We start from the raw sequence: 12,753 nt of genomic DNA, 5'->3' as shown, positions 1-12,753 counted from the left end.
GGCACTTTCCCGCGGCTCCGCCGCCTATGCGGAGGGCGTTGGCGGAGTCCGTTCAGACGGCCGCCGACTCCGGTTGGGCCGCGGTCCTCCCGGCCGCGGAATCCTCGGCCGCTGCCGACCGGTCGCGCTTCTCACGCCGTACGAGAATCACCCAGCCGACGGGAACGCCGGCCGCGAACAGCCACCACTGAACGGCGTAGGCCATGTGCGCGCCGATCGAGTCATGATCGGGGTCGGGGATCAGCTCCGGCGAGCCCCCGGCCGGCTCGGGCCCGGTCTGTTCCAGATAGCCGCCGAGCACTGCTCGGCCGAGCGTCTTCGCCTGCTGCTCGCTGTTGATCAGCATGATCTGACGGGGCGGCAGTCCGGACAGATCCTTGATGCCGCTGGACCCCGTCGTCTGGTCGGCCATCAGCCGGCCGGTGACTGTCACCTCGCCCTGGGGCACGGGCGGCACCTCGGGGAACGCCGCCTGGTCGGCCGCCGTGGGCACCCAGCCGCGGTTCACCAGCACCGCGCGGCCGTCGGTGAGGACCAGTGGGGTCAGCACATGGAAGCCGACCCGGTCGTCGGCGTTGGTGCGCCTGCGCACGACGACCTCATGGGCGGTGTCGTACGTGCCGGTGGCGGTGACCTTCCGCCAGTAGTCGGCGCGGGGAACGGTGTGACCGGGGGAGGTCAGCTCGGTGACCGGGACCGGGCGGGCGGTGAGGTTGTCCGAGATCAGCTCGTTCTGCGCGACCCTGTGCTGGTGCCGGTGCAGCTGCCAGAGGCCCAGCTCCGCCATCACGGGGATGAGGACGAGGCTGACGAGGGTGAGGATCACCCACTGCCGGGACAACAGGAAGCGGTACACCCCATGACCGTACAACTCGGCCATGGGGTGCTCGGAGGGAGGGGTGCCCGCGGGGCGGAGTCCCGGCCGGGCGGGATCGGCGGGACCGCTGGGGGACCGGGCGTACGGGGGCCGGTGCTGCGACCGCGTGGTTCACCGGCTCGCGATGCCCTGCACGCCCAGGACGGCTGCGTCCGCCTCGGACGCCTTGTCGAAGCGGCGCTCCCCGGCCGCCGCTGGAGGCACCCCCACGCTGCGTTGCCGGAGTCACCCGAGGACGTTCGGCGTGAGGGCGAGCTCTCCCCCGGCCGGAGGCCGGGCGAGCGCCCCGCCGCCTCATGGTCCTGCCCCTTGGTCCTGGCGGGCCCGGGAAGCCGTGTGCACCGGGCGCCGCGAGCTTCCCGGCGGACCGTTCCGGTTCAGCACCAGGGTCTTTCGTTTGGTTCTTGCCGGGCTCGTGTGACCCGGTACGCACGCTCGCCGCGTTGTCGTCGGTCGCCCACGCTCCGCGTGGGCTCCTTCCTCCGCCTTGCGATCGCACGCACCGGACCCGGCTCACCGATCCAGCCCGATCCGAACGAAAGACCCTAGACCTTGTCGACGATGCCCGTCCTTCCCTCGGCGCGGGCGCAGTGCCCACCGCAGTACCAGTGGCCCTCGACCTCGACGCCCTGGCCGATGATCTGGACCCGGCAGTGTTCACAGATGGGGGCCATCCGGTGGATGGCGCAGGAGAAGCAGTCGAAGACGTGCACCGCGCCCTGCGCGTGCACCTCGAAGGACATGCCGTAGTCGTTTCCGCAGACCTCGCAACGTGCCATGCGCCGCATGCTCCGGAGCGCGGGGGGCCGGAGCAAGGTCCGTCCTGGCGGGTCGCCGCGGCTGCACCCGACCGGCGCAGCGACGGCCCGGTGCTCCCCATGACCGGTTCCGGAGGGCCGCGGCCATCGCGATCGGCCGGGCGGTCGCGATGGCCCGGTGGTGGGGTGTCATTCCTCCGCGGGCGAAACGTCCCTGAGCAGCTGTGTGAACGCCGCCTCGTCGATGACCGGCGTGCCGTAGGACTTCGCCTTCAGCGTCTTGGACGTCGCCGAGCCGGGATCGTTGGTGACCAGCAGGCTGGTGAGCCGGGAAACACTCGTCGCGACATGCAGCCCGGCCTCGATGGCGCGGTCCTCCAGCAGCTCCCGCTCGATGGACGTGTCACCCGAAAAGGCCACACGCATGCCCTGTTTGAGTGGTTTGTCAGCTTCGTAGCGTCCGGGATTGGGATACGGGCATGCGGGCCGTCGACGTGACGGGCGCCAGCTGGTGGGCCGGTACGAGGATCCCGTCGCCTGGTGGCCGATACGGGGGACCGTGGGTGCGGACGACCACTCGGTGAGCGGCCGGCACTCCAGCAGGGGCAGTCGTACACCGCGCTCTGCCGCCGTGTGCAGACTGGGCCGGAACGCCTCGGCCAGCACCCGTGCGTCGTCCAGTGCATGGTGGGCGCGCTGCTGGACGACGCCGAAGTGGGCGGCCAGGGACGCCAGCTTGTGGTTGGGCAGCGGAAGGGCCAGCTCCTTGGCGAGGGCGATCGTGCAGAGCCGCTGCCGCACCGGGGCGACGTGATCCGCCCGTGCGTACTCCCTGGCGATCATGGACCAGTCGAAGATCGCGTTGTGCGCGACGAGGACCCGGCCGTCCAGGCGGTGCGCGAACTCGCGGGCGATATCGCTGAACAGCGGCGCGCCGTCGAGCACATCGCTCGTCAGCCCGTGGATCCACACCGGGCCCGGGTCCCGCTCGGGATTCACCAGCGTGTACCAGTGGTCCTCGACATTCCCCTGTGCATCCAGCCGGTAGACGGCAGCCGACACTATCCGGTCGTCGCGGGCGAGTCCGGTGGTCTCCACGTCGACGACCGCGTACCCCTGGGGGTACGCGGCCGGCCACGCTGCTGCGGTCGTAGGGTTGTCGAGCATGGTCACAGAGCTTACGGGCCACGACTGACAGCCAGGATCCGGCCCTTTGCCCGGCTCTCGTGGGAAGAGTCCGGCCGAGCACCGCGACGAGGTCGCCCGCGGTCGGCAGTTCCGGCCCGCTGACGTCAACTGGCCCGGCGCGTGGGCGGTGCCCGGCGTCACCGGCTGTCGACGGTGCGACGTTGACGCCGGCCGGGGCAACCGGCACCTCGCCGCCCTCGCGCGGCCTGCCCGCCCGCCGCCGCCCTCCTGCGGCTCCGTCAGCCCCCGTGCCGGATCGGCGCCGTGCCGGCGGACACCGTGGTGGCCCACACGCCAGGCGGATGCCGGTCCACCCGCAGGACGGTGCCCTGCTCCAGGTCCACGGCCATCGGCACATCCATGGGGGATTCCCCGTCCAGGTCGTCACGCCGACGGACCGCCCTCCCGTCTTCCGTGCCGCAACCGGCCTCTGGACGCCGGTGCCACCGGAGCGGCTCCCGGTCGACCGCCCCCGGCCGTGGGTCATTTCGCCGCCGCCCCGCGGGACAGCAGGGAGTCCACCAGAGCCCGCACGGACACCACGAACAGCTTCTCCGGATTCGCGGGCCGTGCCAGTGCACGGGCGAGACCGGTGTCCCGCTCTCCGGCCCCGGCACTCCACAGTTCTTCCTGACCCGGCGACTGCACGGGTGCACGCTCGCGGTTGCGCTCGACCAGGACGAAGCCGACTATCTGGAACTGCACCGCCCGCACGGCCTCGGCGGCGCGTGCACCGCGCAGCCCCGCGGCGTGCATCTCATGGACGAGTGCCCGCTGCGCCGGCAGGAACATCCGCTCGGTCAGGCCCCGTTCATGGACCATCGCGATGAGATGGGGGCGTGCGCGCAGCTCGTGACGCAGCCGGCGGGCGACGGACACGATCCTGGTGGCCGGGGTGCGCCCGGTGGGCCGGATCGCGCCCATCTCCCGGACGGTCCGCTCGACCAGCGCGTCGAGCAGGGACTCGCGGTTGCCGACGTGCCAGTAGATCGATGTCACGGCCGTGCCCAGTTTGGCGGCGAGCCCCCGCATGGTGAGGGCGTCCGGGCCGTGCCGGCGGACCAGGTCCGCGGCAGTGTCCAGTACTTCCTCGCGGGTCAGCGCGCTGCGTGGCATGTGTGAAGCTCCCAATTCCTGTGCGTGCACGGCTCTTTACCCTTCATCGGCATCGGTGTAACTGTGTTACAGGCCGACCCCGACGACGCACGACGAAGGGTGGTACGACATGGCACGCGTACGGTACGGCGCTCGCTCCGAGGCCGAGATCGCCGCTGCTCGGACAGCCGGAACCAGGTTCCCCGACATCTGGTCCATGGGTGTCGTGGCGGTCTGGGAGACCGACCCGGACGTGGTCGCGGCCGTGCTGCCGCCGCCGCTCAAGCCGACGGAACGGCCGTTGGTACGAGCCGTTGTCAGCAAGGTCGACCTGCCCGGCCACCCCCTCGGTGCGGGCTCGGTCGCGGTCGCCGCCGCCCACGGTGACCAGCACGGCTGGTACCCGCTCGTCATGCCGATGACCCACGAACGGGCCCTCATCGGCGGCCGCGAGGTCTTCGGGGAGCCGAAGAAGCTGGGTGAGGTGTCCCTCGAGCGCGACGGCCTGGTAGTGCGGGCGTCCCTCGCCAGGCACGGCATCGCGTTCGTCGAGATCCGGGGTGCGGTGTCCGGGCCCCTGCCGCTGCCCGAGCCCACCGAGAAGCTGGACTTCTACTTCAAGTTCCTCCCAGCGGTGGACGGTTCGGGCTTCGACGCCGACCCCGTGCTCATCCACTGCATACGCGACGAGAAGGTACGGGCACTGGAGCGGCTCACGGGCGATGTCGTGCTCCGCGAGTCGATGTACGACCCGGTTGCCGATCTGCCTGTACGCAGGCTCGTGGAGCTCACCGTGGGGGAGAAGACCACCGCCCAGAGGGGCCGGGTGGCCGAGCGGGTCAGCGCCCAGGCCCTTCTGCCCTATGTCCACCAGCGCTACGACGACCCGCAACAGATCCTCGACGGTCCCCCGGAGCGGAGCGTCCGGTGAGGCTGGAGGCGGGACAGGTCGCGGTCGTCACCGGGGCGGCGAGCGGGATCGGGCTGGCCCTGGCGCGGCGGTTCGCCGAGGAAGGGCTGAAGGTCGTCCTCGCCGACGTCGAGGAGGGCCCGCTGCACAAGGCGGCGGACCAACTCGCCGCAGGCGGCGCGGAGGTCCTCGCCCGGGTGGTCGACGTCTCGGACGCCGACTCCGTACGGGATCTCGCCGACGGCACGTACGAGACATTCGGCGCCGTCCATGTGCTGTGCAACAACGCGGGGGTGGGCTCGGGCGCCGAGGGCCGGATGTGGGAGCACGAGCCGAACGACTGGAAATGGGCGTTCGCCGTCAATGTGTGGGGCGTCTTCCACGGCATCCAGGCCTTCGTCCCGCGCATGATCGCGGGCGGTGGCCCGGGCCACGTGGTCAACACCTCGTCGAGCGACGGAGGGATCGCCCCGCTTCCCACCGCATCCGTGTATGCCGTCACCAAGGCGGCCGTCGTGACGATGACCGAGTCGCTCTACGCCCACCTCAGGGCGGAGGGCGCCCCCGTCGGAGCCTCCGTCCTGTTCCCGGGCCCGCACATGCTCCGCACCGGTCTGTGGGAGTCGCACCGCAACCGGCCCGCGCGCTACGCCAAGCAGCGGCCGCGCAGGACCCCGTACCGGAGCCTGGACCAGTGGGAGGCCGCGATGAAGGAAGCCGGGCACGAGGTGGCCTTCACCCCGGTCGAGGAGGTCGCCGCCCATGTCGTGGACGGGATCAGGGCCGACCGCTTCTGGATGCTCCCCGCCGGCGAACACGGCGACCGCCAGATCCGCGCACGTGCGCAGTCGATGCTCGACCGCGCCAACCCGTCGTACCTGGAGAGCTTCGTACTCGATTGAGGGAGCCGTGATGACGGACCCGTACGCCCCGGACGACCCGTACCTGATCATCTCCTCCGACTGTCATGCCGGGCTGCCCACCGAGCAGTACCGGCCCTATCTCGACTCCCGCTTCCACCGGGACTTCGACGACTTCCTCGCGGGCCGCGACCGCCGCCGCGAGGAGATGACCCGCCTCGGCGTACGCAACGAGGCCTTTGCGAGCAAGTGGTTCAGCGACAACGAGGAAGGGCTGCGAGGCGGCTGGGACTCCGCGCAGCGGCTCAAGGAACTCGACGGGGACGGGGTGGCCGCAGAGGTCGTCTTCCCCGACGCGGACGCCGTCGACAGCAGGACCGCGGCGCCCTTCGGCGTCGGGCTCGGGCTCTCCGGCGACCAGGATCCGGACCTCGGTATGGCGGGGGCGCAGGCACACAACCGCTGGCTCGCGGAGTTCGTCTCGCACAATCCCGAACGGCACTGCGGCGTCGCCCTGCTTCCCGTCACCGGGGACGTGGACCGTGTCGTCGCCGAGATCCACCGCGCCAGGCAGTCCGGGCTCGGCGCGCTGATGATCCCGTCCATGTGGGTGGACAAGGCCCCCTACCACGACCGGCGTTACGACCCCGTCTGGGCGGCCGCTGCCGAGACCTCCATGCCACTGGTCACCCACTCGGGCGCCGCACCCCGCCATGAGTACGGCGACCACCTCGGGATCTATGTCTCCGAAGTGACCTGGTGGCCCGCCCGGCCGCTGTGGTTCCTGCTGTGGTCCGGAGTCTTCGAGCGCCACCCCGGTCTGAGGTTCGGTGTCGCGGAATCGGGCTGCTGGTGGCTGCCCAATCTGCTCTGGTTCATGGACCGGCTCTATCTGGGCGCACACGGCGGCAAGAAGCTGTCGCCGTTCGCCGAACTGAAGCGGCCACCGAGCGACTATCTGGACCGGCAGGTCTTCATCTGCGCCACCAACACCAAGCGGCGCGAACTCGCCCAGCGCTACGAGATCGGCATCGACAACATCCTCTGGGGCAGCGACTTCCCGCATCCCGAGGGCACCTGGCCCAACACCCGCGAGTGGCTCAGGAACACCTTCCACGACATCCCGGTCGCGGAGACCCGTCGCATCCTGGGGCTGGCCGCCGCGGAGGTCTTCGGTTTCGACACCGCAAGGCTCGCCCCCGTCGCCCGCCGTATCGGCCCGACCCCGGCCGAGCTGGGCCAGCCCGACGACCAGGCGGCGGTCGAGGCGTCCTGGGCGCGCTCGCGTGAGGTCGGCCGGCACTGGCTGACCGACCACGACTTCCCGTCCCTGGGGGTGGCGCCGTGAGCGAGGACCGCTACACGGTCGTCTCCGCGGACTGCCACGCAGGTGCGGACCTCCTCGACTACAAGCCCTACCTGGAGAAGCGCCACCACGACGACTTCGACGCCTGGGCGGCGACGTACGTCAATCCGTACGAGGACCTCCTCGCCGACACCGCCGACCGCAACTGGAACTCGGACCGCAGGATCGCCGAGCTGGAGGCCGACGGCATCGTCGCCGAGGTCGTCTACCCCAACACCGTCCCGCCCTTCTTCCCCTCGGCCTCGCTGATGGCGCCGCCGCCGACACGTGAGGAGTACGAGCAACGATGGGCGGGACTGCGCGCCCACAACCGCTGGCTCGCCGACTTCTGTTCCCTCGCCCCGGGCCGCCGGGCCGGTGTCGCCCAAATCCTGCTGAACGACGTGGGCGAAGCGGTGGCGGAGATCCGCCGCAGCAAGGAGGCGGGCCTCACCGGAGGCATCCTGCTGCCGGGCGCGCCGCCGGGATCGGGCGTCCCCGAGCTGTACTCGGCGGTGTACGACCCGCTGTGGGCCGTCTGCGAGGAGCTCGACGTGCCCGTGAACCACCACGGCGGCTCGGCGTCCCCGCCGCTCGGCGACGAACCCGCCGCCCGGGCCGTGTTCATGGTGGAGACGACCTGGTTCTCGCACCGGGCGCTGTGGCACCTGATCTTCGGCGGTGCCTTCCGCCGCCACCCCGGGCTCAAACTGGTTCTCACCGAGCAGGGTTCGGGCTGGATCCCGGCGGTCCTGGACATGCTGGACTACTACCACGGGCGCCTGGTCGCCGCGGCCTCCAGGGCCGCCCGGGCGTCCGGGCCCGCCACAGCGGAATCCAAGTTCGGCGCGGGGCTTGCCGACTCCATGGGCAAGGGCCCCGGCGAGGTCTGGCGCGACAACTGCTTCGTCGGTGCGAGCTTCATGCGCCCGCACGAGGTGCCGCTGCGTGACCGGATCGGCCTCGACAAGATCATGTGGGGGAGTGACTATCCGCACGACGAGGGCACCGCTCCCTATTCTCGCGAGGGCCTCCGCATCGCCTACGCGGGCCTGCCGCGCGACGAGGTCGCGGCGATGGCCGGGGGGAACGCGGCACGCGTGTACGGCTTCGACCTCGGCTTCCTCGCCGGACTGGCCGCCGTCCACGGCCCGACCGTCGAGGAGATCGCCGAGCCGTTGAAGGAGGTTCCCGCCGACGCCACGAGCCCCGCCTTCGCACCGGGCGGCTCGGTGCGCGTGTGGTGACTGTCCTCGTGAGGAATGGGATGAGACCCTCCCCGCGTGACCCAACCGACGCACCACGAGCCCCATGACGAATCCCTCGGCACCCGTCTCAACTGGCTGCGCGCCGCGGTACTGGGCGCCAACGACGGCATCGTCTCCACGGCGGGCCTCGTCGTCGGCGTCGCGGGCGCGACCAGCGACCGGGGAGCCCTGCTCACGGCAGGTCTCGCCGGGCTGCTCGCCGGCTCCATGTCCATGGCGGCCGGCGAGTACGTCTCGGTGTCCACCCAGCGGGACTCGGAGAAGGCCGCGCTGGCCGTCGAGAAGCGTGAGCTGCGCGAACAGCCCGAGGCCGAACTGGACGAACTCACCGACCTGCTGGAGGGCCGCGGCCTCTCGCGCGACCTGGCGCGCGAGGCCGCGGTCCAGCTCACCGAACGCGACGCCCTGCGCGCCCATGCGCGGGTGGAGCTCGGCATCAACCCGGACGAGCTGGCCAACCCCTGGCATGCGGCGAGCGCGAGCTTCCTCGCCTTCACCGTGGGTGCGCTGCTGCCGTTGCTGGCGATCGTGCTGCCGCCGACGGACGTCCGCCTGTACGTGACGGTCCTGTCGGTCCTGGCCGCGCTGACCTTCACGGGCTGGTGGAGCGCCCGTCTGGGGGCGGCGCCGGTGGGGCGGGCGGTGGTGCGCAATGTGGTCGGGGGAGCGCTGGCGATGGGCGTGACGTATGCGGCGGGGTCGTTGCTGGGGGCGGCGGGGGTCTAGTGCTGTGACCGGATGGGTTCACCGGCTCGCGACGCCCTGCACGGCGCTCCCCCTGGCTTCGCCGGGAGGTGCCCCCCACGCTGCGGTGTCGAACCGCCCGAGTACATCCAAGTACATCCGGTACGAGGGCGATACTCTGCCAGCCTCCGGCCGGTGGGGGTACCCCCGGGCGGAGCCAGGGGGAGCACCCCCACCGGCTTGCGATACGTCCCCTCGGCCGCAAGGGGCCGGGGGAGACCCCATGCCCTCGGCCCCGAGGGGCCGGGGGAGACCCCATGCCCTCGGCCCCGAGGGGCCGGGGGAGACCCCATGCCCTCGGCCTCAAGGGGCCGGGGGAGACCCCATGCCCTCGGCCTCAAGGGGCCGGGGGAGACCCCATGCCCTCGGCCTCAAGGGGCCGGGGGAGACCCCATGCACCGGACGCCGCGAGCTTCCCGGCAAACTATCCGGTCACAGCACCAGGGCCTTTCGTTTGGATCTTGCCGGGCTCGTGTGACCCGGCACGCACGCTCGCCGCGTTGTCGTCGGTCGCCCACGCTCCGCGTGGGCCCCTTCCTCCGCTTTGCGATCGCACGCACCGGACCCCGCTCACCGATCCAGCCCGATCCAAACGAAAGACCTCAGCGCCTGCGCTTGATCCGCTCCGGAGGGAACAGCTCTTCGCCGGTCAACTGTGTTCCGTGGTGGGCCACGACCGTGAGCCGGTCGTGGCCGGCGAGCGGTGAGACGTCCACGGAGCCGCAGGCATCGAGCGACAGCCGGGTCAGCCTGGGCAGTTCCCGCAGGGGTTCGAGGCCGGAGGCGAGTCGGCTGTCACCCACGTACAGCTCGGTGAGTTCCTGGTGGCGCACGACGGTGTCGAGGTCCAGCGCGGACTGGTCGAGCACCTGGAGGGTGTCGAGCGGGAACTCATGGGATTGTCCGGCCAGCGCCCTCGCCTGCGCGTCTCCCACGATCGTCAGCCACTCCAGGTGCGGCCAGCGTTCGAGACCGTCAAGGCTGATGGCCCGGGCCCCTCCGAAGAGACCGAGGTGCGTGAGTCCTGCCCCCGCGGGTATCTCGCCGACGCGGGAGACACCCGCCTGGAAATCGAGCGACAGCAGCTGGAGCGCGGGGAGGTCCTCGACCGGAGCGAGCGAGAGGCCCCCGACGAGATTGTTGAGGTAGAGCGTCCTCAGCGGCAGTCCGCGCAGGGAGCCGAGATCCGTGAGCGCGGGACAGCCGTCGACACCCAGCAGGGTCAGCCGGGGCAGTGCAGCCAACGGAGACAGATCGTGCAGCCCGCCGTCGCGGTTGAGGAACAGCGATTCGAGCGCGGTGTGCTGCGTGAGCACGGCCGGGATGCCGTGGTCGCCCGTGAGGTGGATCCAGGTGAGATGTCTCAAGTGTGCGAGCTCCGCCAGCTGCTGGGACGTACGCACTTTGACGTACGTCATGCCCGGCGTGACCTCCCTGAGCACCGTGCGTGCGTACTCCTGGGTGTCGAAGGCGCTCCAGCCGTACGACACCTCGTAACCGACCAGGTGGCGCGTGTCCTTCGCGAACCGCGCGATCACCTGCATCCCCGCGTCGCTGCCCACCAGCGTCGCCGTCCGCACCACCGCCGCGGCCGACTCCTCGTCCAGCCCCTCCGGTCCCGGCATCAGCTCCAGCACCAGCGGGCCGACCTTCGCCAGCTCCTCGGCCTCCATGACGCTCCGCGGCGGCACCAACTCCTCCGCACGTGCCCGGACCTCGGCCCGTACCGCCGGATCCAGCTCCGGCGCATGCTCGAGACACGCCGCCGCCAGCAGCACCAGTCGGTGCCTCAGCCTCGGTGCCCGGTCCGCGCGCCGCAGCAACTGCCTCAGCAGCCGGGCCCGTTCCTCCGGCCTGGCGTGCCCGACCGCCATCTGGACCACGTCGTCCCAGCGGTCGTCGTGTGCGTTGCGAACCAGCACACCGAAGTCGCGGGACTCCACCGCCGCCTTGGCCCCCAGATGGTCCTGGAAGGTCCGGTGGACGAAGTCCACGGCACCTGAGACCGGTTCGCGGAGCAGTCCGCTGCGGATCAGCAGATGGGCGAAGACCTGTTCGGCCGTGCCTCTCACCTGGGGCATGGCCACCAGCCACTCGGCGACCATCTCCACGGCCTCGCCGCGGTCCGCCTCCACCTGGCCGTTGCGGATCAGCCAGTACGCGAGCCGTTGCAGCAGCGCGGTCTGCTCCTCACGGGTGAGATCGACCCCCTCGACGCCGGTGATCTCCCGTTCCGTGTCGCGTCGTACGAGCAGCATGTCCAGCGCCGCGTCGTACAGCTCCTTGCGGGCCCGGGGCAGCTGCATCCGGCGGTCGCGGTTCAGCGCGCACAACAGGGCACACATCAGCGGGTTGGTGGCGAGCCGTCCCAGATCCCGACGGGTGCCCACGGCCTGGCGCAGGGAATCCTCGTACGTGTCCAGCTCCCCGCGCTCGGACGCGGAGGGGCACTCCAGCCGGGCCGCGTCGTGCCAGTGGCCGATGAACGAGCGGATGTCGTCGCGGTCCATGGGCAGCAGCGAGTGCGCGGTGAAGCCGAGCCGGGACAGCCAGTCCTCCGGCACCGCGGAGGGGCGGGTCGTCACCACGTACCGGGCGTCCGGATAGGCCGCGATCAGGGACTTCAGCCAGGCTTCGGTACGGGTCCGCAGGCGCATCGGGACTTCGTCCACGCCGTCCACCAGGATCAGCGCCCGGCCCTCGGCCAGCATGCGCTCGGTCCACCCCGCCGGAGCACCCAGCGGGACCCCCGTCGCCCGCAGAAGGTCCTCGGGCGTGGGCAGCGCATCTGCCGATGTGAATGCGCGCAGTCGCAGCACGAACGGCACGCAGCGGTTCCAGTCACCCGGATCGCCGCTGAAGCTGCGCCGGGCCGCGTTCAGCGCAAGCCACTGAACCAGCGTGCTCTTGCCGGAGCCCGCGGGCCCGCGCAGCAGCAGCCGGTCGTGGGCCGTCAGGATCTGCTCGACCCTGACGGCGGCCCGGCCCGTGCGGGGCGGACCGTCTCCTTCCGCCCGTGCGTCGTCGCCGCTCACCGTCAGGCTGATGTACGCCGTGTCCAGCGGCCACTCCCGAGCCGACCGCCCCAGCGTCAGCCCGAAGAGCTCCAGCCGCCCGTGCGTCGCCGCCACGTACTGCGCGTACCGCTCCTCGAACTCCAGCGCCGCCGCGTCCGGACTGCGCCCCGCCAGCGCCTCCACCGCATCCCGCGTGCTGCCCGCCGTGCGCACCTGCTCCACGGCCGCACGTGCCGTGAACGACGGCTGCGCGGTCGCCTGCTCCAGCAGATGCACGCAGCACAGGCCGAGCAGCTCCTCGTACAGATCCTCCGCGCGTGGGCTCAGCCCGGCGTCGCCCGGCGGGCGCAACTGGTCCCGCAGCCGCTCGGGATCGAGGTCGACCGCGAACAGCCGGTCCGCGTCGATGCTCCCCGCCACGGCGAAGGCGTCCCGTACCGCGTCGACCGCAGCCAGTCGCTCGTGCTCCGGGAGCGTCGCGTACGCGCCCGAGGAGAGCCGTCCCCCCAGCACCTTCGCCAGTCGGTCCGGGCCCGCCGGCCGCGGTAACGGTCTGACGGGCGATCCGACCAGACCCGCTCCCCGGGGTGGGGCGAGCAGTGATCTGGCGACGGCCCCCAGCACCGTGCCGGCGAGCCTGGTCAGCGCGACGTCCACCCCGTGCACCACAGATCCGAGTCCCCTCGTATGC

The 12,753-nt window shown here is 71.4% G+C and carries 11 protein-coding genes; 5 read left to right on the top strand and 6 right to left on the bottom strand.

All coding sequences use genetic code 11. From position 1 onward, the window contains the following. Positions 1-52: 52 nt before the first annotated feature. From AC068D_RS13760 to AC068D_RS13740, 5 genes are all read right to left on the bottom strand, one after another. A complete protein-coding gene (locus AC068D_RS13760) occupies positions 53-856 on the bottom strand; it encodes an SURF1 family cytochrome oxidase biogenesis protein (RefSeq protein ID WP_478823578.1) in 804 nt (267 codons plus the stop codon). 566 nt (positions 857-1,422) lie between these two features. After that, positions 1,423-1,656 (bottom strand): hypothetical protein, encoded by a 234-nt coding sequence (locus AC068D_RS13755; protein ID WP_362882941.1) that lies wholly within the window; start codon positions 1,654-1,656, stop codon positions 1,423-1,425. Between the two features lie 168 nt (positions 1,657-1,824). Continuing rightward, positions 1,825-2,808, bottom strand: a complete 984-nt coding sequence (locus AC068D_RS13750; RefSeq protein ID WP_478823207.1) for a DEDDh family exonuclease — start codon at positions 2,806-2,808, stop codon at positions 1,825-1,827. Between the two features lie 254 nt (positions 2,809-3,062). Beyond that, complete coding sequence (locus AC068D_RS13745; RefSeq protein WP_478823206.1) at positions 3,063-3,185, bottom strand: hypothetical protein; 123 nt, start codon at positions 3,183-3,185, stop codon at positions 3,063-3,065. A gap of 121 nt (positions 3,186-3,306) precedes the next feature. Then, positions 3,307-3,939, bottom strand: coding sequence for a TetR/AcrR family transcriptional regulator (locus AC068D_RS13740; RefSeq protein ID WP_478823205.1), 633 nt, complete (start codon positions 3,937-3,939; stop codon positions 3,307-3,309). A 109-nt stretch (positions 3,940-4,048) separates the two neighbouring features. Between AC068D_RS13740 and AC068D_RS13735 the strand changes: the two genes are divergently transcribed. The 5 genes from AC068D_RS13735 to AC068D_RS13715 are packed head-to-tail and all read left to right on the top strand — an operon-like array spanning position 4,049 to position 9,027. Next, the gene (locus AC068D_RS13735; protein ID WP_478823204.1) at positions 4,049-4,849 is read left to right on the top strand and encodes an acetoacetate decarboxylase family protein; all 801 of its coding nucleotides are present in this window, start codon (positions 4,049-4,051) and stop codon (positions 4,847-4,849) included. Beyond that, positions 4,846-5,730: an SDR family NAD(P)-dependent oxidoreductase gene (locus tag AC068D_RS13730; RefSeq protein ID WP_478823203.1), complete on the top strand. Its 885-nt coding sequence runs from the start codon at positions 4,846-4,848 to the stop codon at positions 5,728-5,730. The genes AC068D_RS13735 and AC068D_RS13730 overlap by 4 nt, the downstream gene beginning before the upstream one ends. Positions 5,731-5,740: 10 nt before the next feature. Further along, positions 5,741-7,036: an amidohydrolase family protein gene (locus AC068D_RS13725; protein WP_478823202.1), complete on the top strand. Its 1,296-nt coding sequence runs from the start codon at positions 5,741-5,743 to the stop codon at positions 7,034-7,036. After that, the gene (locus AC068D_RS13720) at positions 7,033-8,280 is read left to right on the top strand and encodes an amidohydrolase family protein (protein WP_478823201.1); all 1,248 of its coding nucleotides are present in this window, start codon (positions 7,033-7,035) and stop codon (positions 8,278-8,280) included. Before AC068D_RS13725 ends, AC068D_RS13720 begins: the two co-directional genes overlap by 4 nt. Positions 8,281-8,316: 36 nt before the next feature. Next, complete coding sequence (locus AC068D_RS13715; protein ID WP_478823200.1) at positions 8,317-9,027, top strand: VIT1/CCC1 transporter family protein; 711 nt, start codon at positions 8,317-8,319, stop codon at positions 9,025-9,027. A gap of 620 nt (positions 9,028-9,647) precedes the next feature. Here the strand turns inward: AC068D_RS13715 and AC068D_RS13710 are convergent. Beyond that, complete coding sequence (locus AC068D_RS13710) at positions 9,648-12,719, bottom strand: NACHT domain-containing protein (RefSeq protein WP_478823199.1); 3,072 nt, start codon at positions 12,717-12,719, stop codon at positions 9,648-9,650. Positions 12,720-12,753: the final 34 nt, after the last annotated feature.

The organism is Streptomyces sp. NPDC043861, from assembly GCF_056435905.1.
This window is presented reverse-complemented; position numbering and strand designations above follow the sequence as displayed.